The sequence below is a fragment of the Halonotius sp. F2-221B genome, assembly GCF_046719765.1.
GTDB lineage: Archaea > Halobacteriota > Halobacteria > Halobacteriales > Haloferacaceae > Halonotius.
On the sequence record NZ_JABEBY010000001.1, the window covers coordinates 152,092 to 168,873 of the forward strand.

At 64.8% G+C, this 16,782-nt stretch carries 13 protein-coding genes; 6 read left to right on the forward strand and 7 right to left on the reverse strand.

The genetic code is table 11. The features are described 5' to 3' along the window. The first annotated feature begins 3 nt into the window (after window positions 1-3). A complete protein-coding gene (locus HKK80_RS00855) occupies window positions 4-1,899 on the forward strand; it encodes a formate/nitrite transporter family protein (protein ID WP_411797717.1) in 1,896 nt (631 codons plus the stop codon). Window positions 1,900-1,906: 7 nt separating this feature from the next. Here HKK80_RS00855 and HKK80_RS00860 read toward each other — a convergent pair whose 3' ends face one another. Then, a complete protein-coding gene (locus HKK80_RS00860) occupies window positions 1,907-2,341 on the reverse strand; it encodes a universal stress protein (protein ID WP_411797718.1) in 435 nt (144 codons plus the stop codon). A 192-nt stretch (window positions 2,342-2,533) separates the two neighbouring features. Here HKK80_RS00860 and HKK80_RS00865 point away from each other — a divergent pair, with 192 nt between their 5' ends. Continuing rightward, on the forward strand, window positions 2,534-4,768 hold the full coding sequence (locus HKK80_RS00865; protein ID WP_411797719.1) for an amino acid permease: 2,235 nt from the start codon (window positions 2,534-2,536) through the stop codon (window positions 4,766-4,768). 6 nt (window positions 4,769-4,774) lie between these two features. On the opposite strand, the gene HKK80_RS00870 is transcribed toward HKK80_RS00865, so the two are convergent. The 5 genes from HKK80_RS00870 to HKK80_RS00890 form a co-directional block, all read right to left on the reverse strand. Continuing rightward, window positions 4,775-6,346: a TrkH family potassium uptake protein gene (locus tag HKK80_RS00870; RefSeq protein ID WP_411797720.1), complete on the reverse strand. Its 1,572-nt coding sequence runs from the start codon at window positions 6,344-6,346 to the stop codon at window positions 4,775-4,777. A gap of 263 nt (window positions 6,347-6,609) precedes the next feature. Further along, entirely contained in the window at window positions 6,610-9,561 is a 2,952-nt protein-coding gene (locus HKK80_RS00875; RefSeq protein ID WP_411797721.1) for a DEAD/DEAH box helicase, read from the reverse strand. A 66-nt stretch (window positions 9,562-9,627) separates the two neighbouring features. Next, the gene (locus HKK80_RS00880) at window positions 9,628-10,413 is read right to left on the reverse strand and encodes a metallophosphoesterase (RefSeq protein ID WP_411797722.1); all 786 of its coding nucleotides are present in this window, start codon (window positions 10,411-10,413) and stop codon (window positions 9,628-9,630) included. Next, on the reverse strand, window positions 10,413-12,212 hold the full coding sequence (locus tag HKK80_RS00885) for a hypothetical protein (RefSeq protein WP_411797723.1): 1,800 nt from the start codon (window positions 12,210-12,212) through the stop codon (window positions 10,413-10,415). Before HKK80_RS00885 ends, HKK80_RS00880 begins: the two co-directional genes overlap by 1 nt. Continuing rightward, window positions 12,209-13,486: a Single-stranded DNA binding protein gene (locus HKK80_RS00890; protein WP_411797724.1), complete on the reverse strand. Its 1,278-nt coding sequence runs from the start codon at window positions 13,484-13,486 to the stop codon at window positions 12,209-12,211. Before HKK80_RS00890 ends, HKK80_RS00885 begins: the two co-directional genes overlap by 4 nt. Before the next feature lie 110 nt (window positions 13,487-13,596). Here HKK80_RS00890 and HKK80_RS00895 point away from each other — a divergent pair, with 110 nt between their 5' ends. Further along, entirely contained in the window at window positions 13,597-13,992 is a 396-nt protein-coding gene (locus tag HKK80_RS00895; RefSeq protein ID WP_411797725.1) for a hypothetical protein, read from the forward strand. 56 nt (window positions 13,993-14,048) lie between these two features. Here the strand turns inward: HKK80_RS00895 and HKK80_RS00900 are convergent, their stop codons facing one another. Next, window positions 14,049-15,095, reverse strand: coding sequence for a glycosyltransferase family 4 protein (locus tag HKK80_RS00900; RefSeq protein WP_411797726.1), 1,047 nt, complete (start codon window positions 15,093-15,095; stop codon window positions 14,049-14,051). A gap of 148 nt (window positions 15,096-15,243) precedes the next feature. Between HKK80_RS00900 and HKK80_RS00905 the strand changes: the two genes are divergently transcribed. The 3 genes from HKK80_RS00905 to HKK80_RS00915 all read left to right on the forward strand — a co-directional run bounded on the left by HKK80_RS00905 (window position 15,244) and on the right by HKK80_RS00915 (window position 16,766). Next, complete coding sequence (locus HKK80_RS00905) at window positions 15,244-15,408, forward strand: hypothetical protein (RefSeq protein ID WP_411797727.1); 165 nt, start codon at window positions 15,244-15,246, stop codon at window positions 15,406-15,408. A 166-nt stretch (window positions 15,409-15,574) separates the two neighbouring features. Then, window positions 15,575-16,438 carry a CheF family chemotaxis protein gene (locus HKK80_RS00910; RefSeq protein WP_411797728.1) on the forward strand — a complete coding sequence of 288 codons (864 nt, stop codon included), beginning with the start codon at window positions 15,575-15,577 and terminating at the stop codon, window positions 16,436-16,438. Between the two features lie 40 nt (window positions 16,439-16,478). Then, the gene (locus HKK80_RS00915; protein ID WP_411797729.1) at window positions 16,479-16,766 is read left to right on the forward strand and encodes an amphi-Trp domain-containing protein; all 288 of its coding nucleotides are present in this window, start codon (window positions 16,479-16,481) and stop codon (window positions 16,764-16,766) included. Window positions 16,767-16,782 lie beyond the last annotated feature (16 nt).

Consider the following 16,782-nt stretch of genomic DNA (forward strand, 5'->3'; position numbering starts at 1 on the left):
GCAATGAGCGACTCCCCCTCCGATCCCGAGGACTCCGTCCGGGAGGCGGTTGAGCGATCCCGCAGCGGCGCGCCGGCGGTCGGCGAAGTCCTCCGCGATCGGTTTTCCGCCGACGAAGTGTTTCAGCGGGTGGTGGCCGCCGCCGACGAGGAGATCACCTCCGGTGTTCGGGAGCTGTTTTTCAGTGCGGTCGCCGCCGGCTTTGCGATCACGATCACGTTTCTGCTGTATGCCTCGCTGTCGGCGGCCAGCGACAACCCCGTTATCGGCGTCATGCTGTACCCGCTTGGTTTCATCTACATTATCATCGGTGGCTACCAGCTGTACACCGAAAACACGCTGCCACCGGTCGCGCTGACCATCGAGCGACTGGCCAGTCTTCCGACGCTGCTGCGCCACTGGCTAATCGTCCTGACAGGAAATTTCACCGGCGGCGCGATCGGTGCGGTCGCCTTGGCCTACGGCGGTGTCTTCGATGCGAAAACGTCGACCAAAGCCATCGAGCTGGCCGAAAAGGGTGCGTTCGAAACCGGCTGGTGGTCGCTGTTTTTCAAAGCGGTGTTCGCCGGGCTGATCGTCGCCGGCGTCGTCTGGGTTGTCTTTTCGGCAACCGATACGGTCTCCCGGCTGCTCGTCGTCTACATCGCCTTTCTGGCGATCCCACTGGGGAATCTGTTCCACGTCGTCGTCTCCTTTACCGAGGTCATCTATCTCGTCTTGCTCGACCGACTGGCCCTCCTGCCGGGACTCACCGGCTTCGTGCTCCCAGTCTTACTCGGGAACACGCTTGGCGGCGTCGTGTTAGTCACCGTCGTCAACTACTTCCAGACGAGCGAACGGCGGCTGGAAAACGCCCGGTTCGAGGGGCTGAGTCGACGGCTCACACTTCCTGAGTGGGTGTTCGGTCGGTTCGCCGGCCGGTCGTACGTGCCGATTCTTGATTCGGTTGAGGCGACGCTGGTCGGCGAGGATCGCTACCGGGTGATGGTACCGATCACGAACCCGCGAACCGATACGGAGCTCGTCGAACTTGCCGCCCGGATCGCCGGCCAGCAGGAGAACGCCACCGTCCACGTTGTCCACATCATTCAGGCCCCCGAACAGCTCTCCTTGGTCAGCGGTGGCAACATCGAACGGATCGAGGCCGAATCCAGCAAGCGGATGCAGGACATCTACGCGCTCGGCGAGAAATGCGATGTCGACATCACCGTCACCTCGCTGGCGAGTCATCACGCCTTCGAGGAGATCTTCGATATGGCGCGCCGAACCCAACCGGAACTGGTCGCCATGGAGTGGGGCGACCATCAGCTGTGGCATGCGGCCCGTGCTGAACGCCCGTTGGATGAGATCACCAATCAGCTCCCCTGTGACTTTGCGATCTTCAAGGATCGCGGCCTTGACCCCTCAGATATCCTGATCCCGACAGCCGGCGGCCCCGACTCGGGGCTGAGTGCGGAGATCGCCGCCGCGCTGCAGTCGGCGGTCGGGGCATCGGTGACGCTGCTCCACGTTGTCGACGATCCAAGCGAAACGGCTGCTGGCGAGGCGTTCCTCGACAGCTGGGCCGCCGAACACGATCTTGCGGATGCCGAGCAGATCGTCGACACCGGCGGCGATATCGAGGCGGCGATCAAGCGGGCGGCCGACAACGCGACACTCGTCGCCATCGGCGCGACCGAGCGCGGCCTGATCTCCCGGCTCGCAAGCGACTCCCTCCATCTCGACGTTGTCAACGAGGTTGAGTGCTCGGTGCTGTTGGCCGAACGCCCCTCCTCGCGGTCGCTCCTGAAGCGGCTGTTCGGCAGCGGGCAGCGCGATAAAGATCGGTCAGATATCACCCCGGGCAGCCACAACGCCAAAACCGGTGGCGACGACACGGTGGCAGATCCAGAGGAGTGAGCGACCGTCAGTCGTCGCCTCGGGGCAGGGCGATGACGGGTCGGTCAGCGTGGGTGACGAGTTTGACCGAGAGATCACCGGAGAGAAACTGCACGAGTCGGTTGCCGCCCCGGGAGCGGTAGGCGATCGCGCTGGCGTCGATCGCGCTGGCAACGTCGAAGATCGCGTCGACGACGTTCCGGCTGTAGGCTTTCTGTAGCTCTGCATCGGGGAACTCCGCTCTGACGGCCTCGGCGGCGTTTTTGGCGATTTCTTCGGACTGTTCGACCGGCGTTTTGTCGGGCGAGCCGCCGCCTTTCTCGATGACGTGGAGGACGGTCACCCGCCTCGGATCATAGGGTGCGAGCGCGCGCGCCGTCTTGCGAGCGTCGGTCTCGGTGGCGACCGGGAGGAGGACGTGGGCAAGCATGTCGTCTGCGTCGTGATCGACCGAATCGTCCATACTGGGTTCACCGAGAGCGGTCGCATAAGGGTTGTGTCGAGCGATGGCTCGCAGCCGAACCCATTAAGAGCGACGACCGCAACCACCCGGTATGTTCGGTCGCTGCTGTCTCATCACAACCGTTTCGCCACCGGGCTGTCGGCAGCACCATACCGTATGCCGAAATAACTCCTCCGTACCGGAGGATCACGGATGAGCGAGGAAGAACTTGCTAAGGATCTGACGCTCACCTCGGCGTTGACCATCGGTATCGGGACGATGATCGGCGCGGGCATCTTCGTCCTACCGGGCACCGCCGTCGAGATGGCAGGACCGCTGTCGGCCGGCGCGTTCATCCTCGGCGGCACTATCGCCATCTTCACCGCACTCTCGGCCAGCGAACTCGGAACGGCGATGCCGAAATCCGGCGGCGCGTACTTCTACGTCAACCGCGGGCTGGGGCCGCTGTTCGGCTCGATCGCCGGCTGGGGCAACTGGATCGGGCTCACCTTCGCCTCGGCGTTCTACATGTTCGGCCTCGGCGAGTACGTCAACGCCTTCGTCACCGTGCCGGGGCTCGCACTCGGCCCGCTGTCGCTGTCGGGCGCGAAGATCGTTGCGCTGCTCGGCGGCGCGTTTTTCGTCTCGGTCAACTACGTCGGCGCGAAGGAGACCGGCAAACTGCAGAACGCGATCGTTTTCATTCTGCTCGGGATTCTGACCGTCTTTACGCTGTTTGGCCTGCTGAACGCCGACATCCAGACGCTCCGGCCGTTCGCACCCGAGGGCGTGGATCCGTTGCTGCCGCTGACAGGGATCATCTTCGTCTCCTATCTCGGCTTCGTTCAGATCACCTCCGTCGCCGAGGAGATCCAAGATCCGGGCCGGAATCTCCCGATTGCGATCATCGGCAGCGTCGTCATCGTCACCGCGATCTACGCGCTCGTCCTGTTGGCGGTGCTTGCGGCCGTGCCCAACGAGGTCGTCGCCGGCAACGACACCGCTGTCGTCGAGGTTGCCCGGATACTGATCGGCCCGATCGGCGCGGCCGCCCTACTCTTTGGGGGGTTGCTGGCGACCGCCTCCTCTGCGAACGCGTCGATTCTGGCGTCCTCGCGGATCAACTTCGCGATGGGCCGCGATAAGATCGTCTCGCCGTCGCTCAACGAGGTTCACGAGCGGTTCGGCACGCCGTACAAATCGATCGCCCTCACCGGCGCGCTAATCTTGCTGTTCATCGTTGTCGGCAACCTCGAACTGCTGGCGACCGCGGGCAGCGTCCTCCATCTGGTCGTCTACGGGCTGCTCAACATCGCGTTGATCGTCTTCCGGGAGGGCGACCCAGCCGAGTACGACCCCGAGTTCACGGTTCCATTCTACCCGTTCACGCCGATCCTCGGGGCGGTGTTGTCGTTCGCGCTGATCGTCTTCATCGAGCCGTTCGTCATCGCGCTCTGTGGGCTGTTCGTCGCCCTCGCTGTGGCGTGGTATCTGCTCTATGCGCGCTCCCGAACCACACAGGAGGGCGTCCTCTCGGAGTACGTCCTCTCGCGGCCCGAAGAGATGCCTGACGCCGCGGTGTCGGCGGCCGAATCGGTCGCCCCCGACGGCGGCGAGTATCGGGTGATGGTGCCGCTGTCGAACCCCCGCACCGAACGCGATCTGATCGAGCTGGCGAGCCTGTTGGCGAAGGCCAACGGCGGCACCGTCGTCGCCACCCACATCGTGCAGGTGCCCGACCAGACGCCGCTGTACGCCGACAGCGAGCAGCTCAACCGGATCGATGCCGAATCCGAGAAGCTGCTCCGGGCGGCCCGCGACGACGCCGAAACCTTTGGCGCTGATGTGGAAACAAAAACGATCGTCTCCCATCGCTCCTTCGAGGAGGTCTTTGATGCTGCTCGAACCGACAACGCGGATCTGGTTGTGATGGGCTGGGGCGGCGACTCGCCGATGACCGCCGGCCGCGTCGAGAGCCCGCTGGACGAGTTGACGAGCAATCTGCCGTGTGACTTCCTCGTGATGAAGGATCGCGGCTTCGATCCCTCCGACGTGTTGGTGCCGACCGCCGGTGGTTACAGCTCCGATCTCAGCGCGGAGGTCGCCGAGGTGCTGCTGGCAAACGGCAACGACGTGTCGCTGCTGTACGTCGTCGACGACGAGTCCGAGCAGGCTGACGGCGAAGAGTTCCTCAGCGAGTGGGCCGAGGAACGTGGGCTTGACGACGCCGAGCGGATCGTCGACACCTCCGGCGATGTCGAGGATTCCATCGCGCGCCACGCCGAGGATCGCTCGATGGTCATCATCGGCGCGACACGCGAGGGGCTGCTCTCACGGCTCGTGCGTGGCTCGCTGGCCTTCGAGGTGCTCAACGATGTGGACTGTTCGGTGCTGCTGGCCGAGCGGCCACAGAAACGGTCGCTGACCGAGCGGCTCTTCGGCCGGTAAGCCGCCTCAGCCCCGGTCTTCCAGCCCGCCGACAAACAGTGCGAGGACAGGAACGATCTCCAGGCGGCCGATCCACATCAGGCAGATCATCACTAGCTTCGAGACCGGCGAGAACTCCAGATAGCTGCCGAACGGGCCCAACGAGCCGAAGCCTGGCCCGATGTTGCCGAGGGTCGCCAGCGACGCGCTCAGGGCTTCAAGCACCGAGAGTTCGTAGCCGATCCGGGCGGAATCCAGGCTCAGGAAGACGGCTGCGAGAAAGAACAACAGGATGTAGAGCACGGTGAAGACGACGATCCCGCGGATGGCGTCCTCGTCGACGACGCGGCCACCGAGGCGCACCGGTTCGACCGCGCTCGGATGCAACGTCGTGTACAGCTCCCGCCGGAGCGATTTGATGACGACCAGCCAGCGCACCACCTTGATCCCGCCGCCGGTCGAGCCGGCCGAGCCGCCGATAAACATCGCAAACAGGAGGACGATCTGGGCGTGGGGAGCCCACTGCGCGAAGTTGCTGGTGGCGTAGCCCGTCGAGTTCAGCAGCGAGCCGATCTGGAAGGCTGCCTGCCGGATCGTGTTTTCCGTGAGGCCGCCCGTCACACCGCCGCGGTCGAGCGGCGGGACCGCGCCGCCGACAAGGACGACCGCCAGCACGGCGATCAGGGCGGCGATGGCACCGGCGTAGACGCGGAACTCAACGTTGTCTGTGAGCGCGCGCCACTCGCCGTGGAGCACCTGCCAAAACAGCGCGAAGTTGACGCCGGCGACGACCATGAACGGGATGATCACCCACTGGACGACCGCGCTGAACGCCGCGATGCTGTCGGCTTTCGTCGAGAAGCCGCCGGTCGGCAGCGTCGAAAAGCCGTGGGCGACGGCGTTATACAGGTTCATCTCGGGGGCCAGCCCGCCGAGGTGGAGCCCGTAGAGGACGACCATCAACAGCAGCGTGAACCCGAAGTAGAGCAGCCACAGCGCGCGAGCGGTTTCGGCGATCCGCGGCGTGAGCTTCTGGAGATCCGGCCCCGGTGCCTCGGATTTCATCAGCTCCGCGCCGTTGACCGCGAGCTCCGGGAGAATGGCGATCATCAGCACGATGATCCCCATCCCGCCGAGCCACTGGGTGAGCTGTCGCCACAGCATGATCGCATGTGAGTGGTTGTCGACGCTGATACTGCCGAGAACGGTTGCCCCGGTCGTCGTAAACCCACTCATCGACTCAAAGAGCGCGTTGATGATCGATCCGATGAGCGCGCCGGTCGATGAGGGATCGAGGCCGATCGTTGATCCCGTCCCGTAGCCGGCAAGCAGATACGGCACCGCACCGACAACGGCGACCGCAAGCCATGAGAGCGATACCAACAGTAGTGCCTCAGTCGGGCCAAGGTCGGGATCGGCCGCAAGCTGTTCAAGCGCGACGCCGACCACGAGCGCGATCACCAGCGAGGCCGCAAACACCCAGATGTCTTCGCCGTAGCTGACCGCAACAACCAGCGGCACCACCATCGTCAACGCGAGATATTTCACGACCGTGCCGAGCAAACTCACGCTCGCCCGCCAGTCGAGATAAAACGTCATCGGGTGGCCACCATCACGTTGTCGATGGACTGAGCGGTGACTCAATAAGACTTCTGGGCTCGCTCCGCGCTGTCCGGCACTCACCGACTGCATCCTCGCTTTCAGCTACCCCACACTGCAACAGCTGGCAGCTGACACGAAGTGGTTTGCGTCCGACCGCGCTTCGAATAGCTAACCCGCCGGAGACACCGCTGATCGCCGGCTCTCGACGCTGTGTACGGGCCGCCGCCGTGGTCGCCATCACCGAGCTCGCGCCACCAGCGTTAGTCCCAAAACGACTGTGTACGGGCATACTGCCGCTCCTCGGCCAGAATATCCCGATAAAAGTCCGCCTCGTCCTCACGGAAGTTGTTGATAATTCGAGCCGCCGTATCCGGGCCGACGCCGCGGGCGGCCAAGGCGATGACGGCCTGTTTGCCGTGACTTTGGACGAGGTTGGCCGCTCGGTAGGCGCGCTTTGTCTGTCGCTCCTGTTCGCTGTCCTTTTCGTCGGCTCGCACCGCAGTGACGACCGCCTCGGCCCACGGATTCAGCGCGGCGATCCGCGTCGAGCCACAGTCCGGACATTCGGGCTGTTCGCGGACGCGCCGCACCTTGGTGGTGTGATCCCAGTCCTTGCAATGACAACAACACAGCAGGATCCGATCGTTTCGCAGTCGCTTTTTCAGCGTCTCGATGACGCTGGCGTCGGCGTTTTCCGGCACCAGGAGCTCCTGGCCGTGCGTTGTGCCCGCGCTCCCGAGCGGCGTCGCCTCGCCGACGAGTGCGAGATCGATCTCACCCTGCTGCAACTGCCGGAGCACGTCGCTCGCGGCGTCGACCGCGAGATCACGATGAAACACCTCCCGCAGGGCTTCCTCGTAGATGGGCGTGTCTTCGAGCGCGTCTAACAGGCGATCACCGCCGAAGCGACTGCGGCCCTGGTACCGCTTGAGCGCGCCGAACTTCGCGGCGACCTGCGCCAACATGAATTTGAGCGTTTCCGACCCCTTCAGCGCGAGTTCCAGATAGCTTTCCAGATGGTCTGGATCGGTCGACAGCAACACCTCCCGGAACGCCGCGAGCCCAACGCCCGATGGAACTTCGAACTCGACCCTGTAGGGGTCGACGCTCATGCCGACCGACGATCCGGTGCGCTGGCCGACCAACGCCGCCAGCAGCCGCCCCAGCGTCTCGTTGATCTCGTGGCCGAAGGTGCTGTTGAGCCGTACCGTATTGGCCTGTTGTTCGAGTACAAGACGGTCGGCTGTCGGAAGTGGGTGGTCGCTGTCGACGTGTTGCTCGATCGGATCGAGCGCGGGTTCGATCGTCGCGCGCTCGGCGGGATACCGCGCGGCCAGATCGCGGGCGACGCCGGCCGCGTCGGCTCCGCGCGCGAACTGCTCGCCGGCAACACCACGTATCTCGCCGGCCTCGGCGGCGACCGCCCGCGGCACCGGGATCTCGTTGCCGACCCACGATGGTACTTCGCCGCCGGGATCGGCGATCGGCGAGACGTTGACGCGGGTTTCCTCCTCGTCGATGTCGTTGATCCGCCACATCTCGCCGCGCTGGATGAACGTCTCGCCGGGCGCGGCGAAGTTGACGACGAACCGCTCGTCGAGCGTCCCGATCTGGGTTCGAGAGGACATGTCGTGGACTTCGTAATGCTCCTCGTCGGGGATCATCGAGAGATTTTGGTAAAAATACTGCCACGTCCCGCCGGCGGTGTCGATGGTGTCGCGCTCCTCATCGAGCCAGCAGAGTCGGGTGGTGTCAAGCTCGCGGACGACCGCGCGGAACCGCGACTCCGAAAGGTCGTGAAACGGCGCGGCGCGACGACACACCTCGTAGGCCTCGCGCGCACTCACCTCGCCGACATCCATCAACAGCCCCACCAGTTGGTTGGCGAGCACGTCGAGACTGCCGTCGTGGATGTCGGTCGCCTCGACCAACCCCTCGCTTGCGCGGCGGGCGATAGCGAGCGATTCGACCGTGTCGTCGGCGTCGGTGGCGATGATCGTCCCCCGCGAGACCTGATCGTGGCGGTGGCCGGCGCGGCCGACCCGCTGGAGCAGCCGGGCGACCTCCCGTGGGCTGCCGTACTGGACGACGTGATCGACCCGGCCAACGTCGATGCCGAGTTCCATCGATGACGTACAGACCAGTCCCGAGAGCTCGCCGCTTTTGAACTGATCCTCGACATCGATTCGCACGTCACGAGCCAGCGAGCCGTGGTGAACTTCGAGCGACACGTCCAGCTTCTTGAGCCGCGAGCCGAGGGCTTCGGCGGTCTGACGTGTGTTGACAAAGACGAGCGTCGACTCGTTGGCGGCGACAGCATCGCGGATCACTCGGACGTGACTCGCCATCTCCTCGGTCGTCGCCAACTCGCCGGCCAGTCGCTCGTCTTCCGGCGTGATCTCGGGCCGCGTCACGGTGAACGCGACGCGGCTACCGACATCGACCGAGACGATCTCGAAATCCCGGTCGACGCTGGCTGGCGACTGGCTGTCGAGACTTGTTTTGACGGCCGGCGGGGCGTCGGTGTCGCCGCCGCTGTTGCTGTCGTCGCTATCGCTCCCGTCGCGCTTGCCGGTCAAAAACCGACCAACAGCCTCTGGATCGCCGACGGTCGCCGAGAGGCCGATCCGCTGGAACTCCCCCGAGAGCAACTGCAGGCGTTCGAGACCGACAGTCAACTGCGCGCCACGTTTCGACGCGGCGAGTTCGTGTACCTCGTCGATGATGACGTGCCGCACGTCGGTCAGTGCGTCCCGAAGCTTTGAGCCTGTCAGCATCGCCTGCAGGGTTTCGGGGGTTGTCACCAACACGTCTGGCGGGTCGTCGGCCTGCTGCTGTCGCTGGTAGTCGGTCGTATCGCCGTGTCGCACGTCGATCTCCAGATCGAGGGTGTCGCCCCACCAGTCGAGTCGCTCCCGCATATCGCGGTTCAGCGCGCGCAGCGGCGTGATGTAGAGCGTTGCGAACCCCGCGGTTGGCCCGTGTTGCTCGCGGTGAGCGACGAGCGAATCGAAGACCGGGAGCATCGCGGTCTCGGTTTTGCCGGTGCCGGTCGGCGCGAGGACAAGGGCGTTGTCGCCGGCGGCCAGCGGTGGGATCGCCCGCCGCTGTGGCTCGGTAGGCGTCGAAAAACCGCGCTCGGAGAGGGCTGCCCGAACGGTCTCGCCGAGGTGGGTGAAGGCATCGGCCCCTGCCTGCGACCCGGAACTCATTGACGGGTTCAGTGCCGCAACGGGATTAAGCCCACTGCTTGTGGCTGTGGCCGCGCTGGCAGCGACTCAGACCCCGCGATAGGGGCCCAGTCGCGTCCCATCAAGCAGGTAACAGTCGGCGTCGACGAACGCGTCAGGGAGGAACGGCGCGAGGAATTCCTGGCCCGCAACGTTGACCCACGTCCCGCCCGAGCGATCGTTGAACGCCGGAAACACGACCAGTTCCGGGGGCTCGACAGTTGCTGGTGGGTCGCCGTCGATGAGCGTTGCTGGATCGACACGGCCCCGCATCCACGCCTGTTCGACGCGGTAGCCACCGACGCTATCTTCGAGTTTGACCTGCGGGTGTTCGTGGCCCACGCAGATCGTCGACGCCGACAGCAGTTCCGGATCGGGCCAGGTATGCCCGTGAACGACGCCAACGGCTCCTGACTCGCCGAGCAGACCCCCCGACGGGGACAGGATCCTCACGCCCTCGCGGTCGCCGAACAGCGCGTCAAGGTCGCCGTCGTGGTTACCGGGCGCGACCGTGATCTCGATCCCGCGGTCGTCGACGACCGCCTCGGCCAACGCGGCGAGTTCCTCGCGCTCGACACCTTCGGGTTCGCCGATCTCGTGGCCGAGATCGCCGAGGACGACCAGCCGGTCGGCGTTCGTCGAGTCGAGCAGCGAGAGCAGTCGCCGGCGACGCTCGGCGGCGTTGTTCGGGAGTTCGACCCCGCGCTCATAGCGGAGCCCCGCCTCGATGCCGGCGTGGTAGTCGGCGACGAGGAGGGCGCGTTCGGTGCCGAGATCGACCGTCGCCGCGGGGTCGCCGGGAACCGGTTCGATGGTCGGCGCGGGCCGCGCCATCAGATCGGTTTCAGCGTGCCGTCGTCGGGTTCGTAACACCGACCGCCCATCAGCGCGTCGTCGATGGCGTCCTCGACGGCCGCGCGCTCGGCTCCGTGCGCGTCGACCACGGCGTCGACAACCGCCTCGCGGTCGGCTCCGTCTCCGTCGTCGAGGTCGGCCATCAGCTCGACGGCCGCGTCTTCGAGGTCGACAGCGTCGGCGTCGCTTGCGGCGTCGGTGCTCGCGGTTGACTCGCTTGTCGTCCCGGCTGGCTCAGCGTCGGCTTCGGTCGCCGACTCGTCGGTGTCGTCGATGGTATCTTCGAAGGAACCGAGCGATTCGGTGCTGTCGTCCGATTCGGTTGTCTCGGTCGGTTCGCTCGTTGCCGGTTCAGCTGCGTCGCTTGTCGATTCGACCCCACCCCTGTTGGCCGGCGCGTTGTCGTCCTCGACTTCAGCCGCGAGTTCGTCGGCGTCGGGCACATCGATGTCGGCCTCGCCTGCCGGATCGACCTCGTTGCCGCTCGAAAAGTCCGCGCCGAACTCCGATTCGATCTCCTCGCGTTCCTCGTCGTCGAGCTGGTACATCTCCGCGTCGTCGACATCGTCGGTCGCGGCTGGCTCACTACCCTCGGTCGTCTCTGTCTCCGTCGATTCCGGCGTCGCCTCGGTGGCTGGATCGGTTGTCGACGACTCGTCGCTCCCGGCGGTTGGTTGCGGGTCGTCAGCGGTCTCGGTCGCTGGCGACTCGGTTGTTGACTCCGGTGACGTGGTTGTGTCGGCGTCAGCATCCGGGGTCGCCGGTGCGTCGGTCGATTCAGTCGTCGCACTCGTCGTTGTTTCGGCCGGTTCCGCTGGCTCGTCGGCTGTCTCATCGCCCGCCGTCTCATCGACCGCTGTCGACGTGTCAGGCGTCGTCGACGACGATTCCGGCTCATCAGGTGTCGTCGACGCTGATCCTGTCTCCTCAGGTGTCGTCGACGCTGCTCCCGTCTCCTCAGGTGTCGCTACCGAATCGCTGGCGTCCGCTGAAAGCTCGATATCAACATCCGGCAGCGGGCCAAGCGTCGCGGTTCCGCCGTCGTCGGGTGCGACATCAACCGGACGTACCTCCTCGCGCTCGCCGGCAACGACTTCGAGGGCGTCGACCGCACACTGCTGGATCGCTTCGAGGTAGGCCGTCGTCGTCCCGTAGTAGTCGAGCGCGCGCGGGATCCCGGCCGCCAGCGGCGCGTCGACGCCGGTGGTTTCGAGGGCAGCCCGTAGCTCGTCGCCCCGCAGGTCGGACTCGATGGCCGCAGCGACAACAGCGATCCGCTCCAGGGTCGCTTCGGCCGCCGAGACCGTCCACCGATCCCGGGTGTCGGCGTCGACTTCGCTCAGACTCTCCGGGCGCACCGAGGTGAAGATCCGGTCGGAGTCCTCAGGCTCGAAGGTTCGCGCTTTGCCCGTGATCGCCACGAACGACGGTGAGTCCGCGCCGTCAAGGAACGCCTGAGCCTCGGGTTGGTACTGGCCGGCGTAGGTGACAAACGCGCCCGTCGGATCGACGATCCGGCCGCGCAAGGTGTCGGTGTTGATCCGTTCGACCTCGGTGAGCACGCCGACCGCAAACAGGCGGTTGAGCCGCAGGCCGGTCGGCGTGACGACGTAGTTCGGCGCGCGCTCCTCGTCGCTCTCGGAGTAGGAGAGCTCGCTGTCCTCGAACTCGGTCGCAAACAGCCGGTAGGCGACCTCCCGCGTGCCGGGGCCTGCGTCGTCGGTAGCGTCGCTCGTAGATTCGGTCGTCTCGCTGTCGGTCTCCTCGTTGGCGCTCATCCGCGCACCTCCCGGAGCACGGCCGCCGCACGCTCGGCCGGATCATCGTCGGCCGGCTCGAAGGCTTCGACGGTGAGGTTCGCGCCGTACTCGTCGATCGAAAGGCTCCCCCGAACGCGGTAGCTCCCGCCGACGAGTTCTTCGCGGATCGTGTCGGCGACGACCTCCTTATCCATCGCGTCGCGGGCGGCCTCCTTGGCGTCGGCCACGTCGCCGCCGTAGATCGCCTCGGTCAGCTCCGCGCCGATGATCGCTGTGACGGTCGCGGTGCCGTCATCGAGGATCGCTTTGATCCGGAGGTCGTCCTCGCCGTCGACCGCGCCGTGAACGCGGCACTGGTCGTTTTGGATCGCCCGTCCGCACTCCGGACAGCGTTCGATCAGTCCGGAGCCGTCGCGGACTTCGAGCACGTTGCCGACGACCTCAACATCGAACAGCCCACCGCTGTCGACGGCCTCGCCGAGCGTGAGCCGTGGCGCGGAGTCTGTGACCGCGACCGGCTCCGCAAGCGGCGTAACAGTGGAAAACTCCGAGAGGTTGATCGACGGCGAGCCACGATACTCCCGGACGTACACGTCTTCGATCCGGACGCTCGCGCCCGGTTCAACATCCGGGTGGGGATTCCAGTCGGTAAACGGGAGTCGGGCGGTTTCGTCGGCGACGACGCCCGAGAGGATCTCGGTTTCACCGTTGCGGCCGTCGATTGTTCGGCTGTCGACCTCCTGGATCTGTACCTCGATATTCCGGCCGCGATCACCGGGTGAGAGATCGATCAGGTCGCTGTCGCCGCCGATCTGGGCGTCCGTCTCAACGGGCTCGTCGGCCATCGCCACCGACGTTGAGGAGCCGAGATTGAGCTCGGGGTTGCCCTCCCATTCGCGGACACCGGCGTTGCCGACGACCAGTGAGTCGCCGGCCTCGAAGCCGAAATCCTGCCAGGCGGTGTAGGAGATGGTACCGGTTTCGTCGCCAAAGCGACCCTCCCGGATCGTCTGTTCTTCACCTTGGTACTGGATCGTCCGGGTGCCGACGGTCAGCACGCGGACGGTGACGGTCACGTTGTTCAGACCGGTCGTGATCTCCGAGAGCGCGACCGACTCCGGCTTGGCGGCGTCGCCACCACCATCGCCGTCGCCGTGTTTCCGGCGAATGCTCTGTTTGGCCTCATCCAGTGGAACACTGTACTGCAGCAGCGATTCCAGATCCGCTTTGACCTCCTGTTTGTCAACGCCGAGAGCGGAGGCGAGCTCCTCGGCATGGGTGTCTACGTCCATCACACGGAGCTTCGACGGCCCGGGATAAAAACTATTGCCGCGCCGACACGCATTGGTCTGACTTTCCACCCCGGGGAACTGCTAAGTGGCTTCCCGCACCACAGGAAGATATGAGCGAAGCCGCAGCCGAGCTGCCGACCGTGGAGTATGAGACCCGCATCGAGGACGGACAAACGATCATCGACGTGACCGGAGAGAGCGAGGTCGCGTTTATCATCCAGTCGGCAGGCGGCGAACGCATCTACTTCCCACCGGAGGAGATGGACGAAAAACCGGCCGCCGACCCCGACAGCCCCTATCAGGGAAGCGATGACCCCTACGATAGCCCCTACGAAGCCGACAGTCCCTACCAGCCGGCCGACGCCGACAGCCCGTATCAGCCGAGCGAAGACGAGGAGGATGTGAGTACGCGCGGCGTGACCGAAACCCGAACCGGGTTCAAGATCACCCATCCCGAACCGGCCGCCGAGATCACCGTCGTCCGTCGGGCTGAAGCTGAAGCCTAGCTCCTCACCCTCGACGTTTTCCGCAAAAGGGTCAGCAGAATCGGTACTGTGATCGGTTAGGCGAGGCCGTCGTTGTAGACCGCAAGCAGATCGTCGGCGACCTCGTCCCACGTTCGGGGCTCGTACTCCGGTGGCCCCTCGCGTGCCAGTGCCTCTTTGATTCCCTCGGCGATCGAATCCGAGTGGGTAGTCACCTCGATCAGACAGTCATCCGGCAGCGTCTCCCGGACACCGCTGGGTGTGGCGACAACCTGACAACCGGCGGCCAGCGCCTCGGTGATCGTCAGCCCGAATGGCTCGGCCCGCGAGGGAGAGATGAACACGTCGGCGGCCTCGTAGTAGTCGCCGAGCTCCTCCTCGGGGATGTAGCCCGCAAACTGCACGCGGTCGTCGATCCCGAGCAGCTCGGCGAACATCTTGAGGTGGTCGGTCTGGTGGCCCGAGCCGCCGAGTACGAGCGTCGCATCCGTCTCACCGAGCTTCCGCATCGCATACAGCAGATGGGTGATCCCCTTCTGGTCGGTGTGACGGCCGACGAAGAATAGCATCGGGCCGTCGATCCCGAGTTCGCTTTTGATGTCGACGCCGCCGGCCTCGACGGAGGTAAAGCCGTTGTGGACGACAGTTGAGTCCGCGCCGTAGAGCTCCAGCACGTCCTGGCGGACGATATCGCTGACCGAGATCAACACATCGGCTTGGTCGGCGACGCGCTGTTCGGTTTCGACCTCCCGCTCCGGCGGGTTGATGTTGCGATCTGTCGACAGCGAGTGAAACGACGACACCCATGTCGCGTCGGTTTCGCGTTTCGCCCGCAGCCCTGGTCCGTAGCCGAACCAGTCGTTGGTGTGGGCGATATCGACCGTTTCGGCGAGTTCGACAAATGTGTCGCCCATGCGGCCGACCCGGGAGATGATATCGCCGTCGCCCGTGTCGACGCTGTAGATGTTGTCGTAGTCGTCAGGGGCGTACTCCGCGGGGAGCAACAGTTTCTGCTCGATGTCCTTCCGTTCGAAGGCGTGGAACACCTCGGCGACATAGGTGTCGAGCCCGCCGGTCACGTTCGGTGGGAACCCCCACCCTAAGGTAAGTACGCTCGGAGCCATATCAGTGCAGTCCACCCACCACCACTTAGGGGTTGGCCCTCCGACGTTCTGTGCCGACGCAGCGAGATCGGCGATCCGTTACGAGACAGCGACCGCCGAACGCTCGCGGAAGCGATATCTTAACCGAGACGCGCACAAACACGGACGTATGAGTCTCGAAGCCACATATCAGTGTCCGCACTGCGGAACCGAGCAGACGTTTTACCGCACCGCAAGCACCACCCTGCATCTCGGCGAGAAAACAAAATGGGCGTGTGCCGAGTGCGACTACGCGTTCGCCAAGATCGGCGATATCACGACGCTGCCGGCCTGACTTCCCGATCAGCTCGTGTCACCGGCGACTTCCCGATCAGTTTGTCTCACCGGCCCCGCGGGCGCGCACAGCCTCACAGCCCGCGGCGGCGATACGGCTAAGATGCTTCCGTTCATACAGGTCGACATGGGCAGGGCGTCACGCAAACCGGGAGTGAGCGCGGGCCATGGCTGACGGTGAGTATCAGATAGCCGATACAACAGGGCGGTTTACGATCGCGGTCAAGGACGGCCGCAAGCTCAACGACATCTCCTGGGAGTCGGGGCGTCTCCTGCTGTCGAACAAACGGCTCATCCTTGTCGGCAACGACGGGAAGCGAACGATCCGGCTGTCGGAGGTCACAGGGCTGTCCGGCCGGGATGACGCCACCCAGTCGATCGGCGCGCTGTCGAACTACCTAAGCATCAATATCGGTGAGGACGTGATCGTCGTCGCACCCAACGACCACGAGGCGTTCAAAACCGACTTTTTTGAGGCGATACTCGGCGAGACGGTGGTCAAGGCCAAACATCCGGCTGTCGAGGGCGGGGTGGTGCAGGATACAACCTGGGAAACAGCCAGGCTGGCTGTCGAGCCCGAATCGCTGGTCGTGACGCTGAAAAGCGGGGGGCTCGTCGAGTTGGAGCTCGATGAGATCAGCGGGATCGACACCGAAGAACGAACCGTCACCGACGACAAGCGAACCGTCATCGAGGTATCTCACGCCGAGGGGACAACAAATGTGGAAACACATCTGACGGGACGCTCACAGACCTGTCTCTTCATCCAGGCGTTTCTGCGAGAGGGTGAACGACGCAGCCAGACGGATCTCGAGCTTGATCCCTCCGAGGAGGAGGTGCTGATGGCTCTCTACTCGGGGGTCTCGCCGTTCAGCATCCCGGAGTTCATCGACCACGAGGTTGCGGCCGTTGAGGAAACCTTCGAGAAGTTCATCGAGCTAGATATCGTCGATGAGGTGCGACAGCGACGGGAGGTCACGCTCAACTCCCGTGGCCGGGCGATCGCCAGCGACGCGATCGACGACCAGTAACGGCGGTGTGTTTATGCTGGCTGCCAGCCTATCGTGTAATATGCCTGAAGATGTGTTATTCAACACCGAACAGCGACACACCCGCGACGAGATCGCCACATACCTCCGCAACGTCGCCGACAAGCTTGAGGCCGGGGAAGCGGTTACCCTTCGTTCCGGCTCGGAGACGGTGACCATGGAACCGCCGGCGCGACCGACGTTTGAGGTCAAAGCCGAACGAGAGGGGCCGACCGGCGGCCCAAAGGAGTTGAGCATCGAGTTTGAACTTGAGTGGGATGAAGCCGACAGCGGCAGCGAGAACGGCGGCGGCGAGCTGACCATCGAGTAGCTCGATCGACGGAAGG

What these genes read in the sequence shown, in the direction of transcription:
- HKK80_RS00855 (WP_411797717.1), top strand. Translation starts at nt 4, where the DNA reads ATGAGCGACTCCCCCTCCGATCCCGAGGACTCCGTCCGGGAGGCGGTT.
- HKK80_RS00860 (WP_411797718.1), bottom strand. Translation starts at nt 2,341, where the DNA reads ATGGACGATTCGGTCGATCACGACGCAGACGACATGCTTGCCCACGTC.
- HKK80_RS00865 (WP_411797719.1), top strand. Translation starts at nt 2,534, where the DNA reads ATGAGCGAGGAAGAACTTGCTAAGGATCTGACGCTCACCTCGGCGTTG.
- HKK80_RS00870 (WP_411797720.1), bottom strand. Translation starts at nt 6,346, where the DNA reads ATGACGTTTTATCTCGACTGGCGGGCGAGCGTGAGTTTGCTCGGCACG.
- HKK80_RS00875 (WP_411797721.1), bottom strand. Translation starts at nt 9,561, where the DNA reads ATGAGTTCCGGGTCGCAGGCAGGGGCCGATGCCTTCACCCACCTCGGC.
- HKK80_RS00880 (WP_411797722.1), bottom strand. Translation starts at nt 10,413, where the DNA reads ATGGCGCGGCCCGCGCCGACCATCGAACCGGTTCCCGGCGACCCCGCG.
- HKK80_RS00885 (WP_411797723.1), bottom strand. Translation starts at nt 12,212, where the DNA reads ATGAGCGCCAACGAGGAGACCGACAGCGAGACGACCGAATCTACGAGC.
- HKK80_RS00890 (WP_411797724.1), bottom strand. Translation starts at nt 13,486, where the DNA reads ATGGACGTAGACACCCATGCCGAGGAGCTCGCCTCCGCTCTCGGCGTT.
- HKK80_RS00895 (WP_411797725.1), top strand. Translation starts at nt 13,597, where the DNA reads ATGAGCGAAGCCGCAGCCGAGCTGCCGACCGTGGAGTATGAGACCCGC.
- HKK80_RS00900 (WP_411797726.1), bottom strand. Translation starts at nt 15,095, where the DNA reads ATGGCTCCGAGCGTACTTACCTTAGGGTGGGGGTTCCCACCGAACGTG.
- HKK80_RS00905 (WP_411797727.1), top strand. Translation starts at nt 15,244, where the DNA reads ATGAGTCTCGAAGCCACATATCAGTGTCCGCACTGCGGAACCGAGCAG.
- HKK80_RS00910 (WP_411797728.1), top strand. Translation starts at nt 15,575, where the DNA reads ATGGCTGACGGTGAGTATCAGATAGCCGATACAACAGGGCGGTTTACG.
- HKK80_RS00915 (WP_411797729.1), top strand. Translation starts at nt 16,479, where the DNA reads ATGCCTGAAGATGTGTTATTCAACACCGAACAGCGACACACCCGCGAC.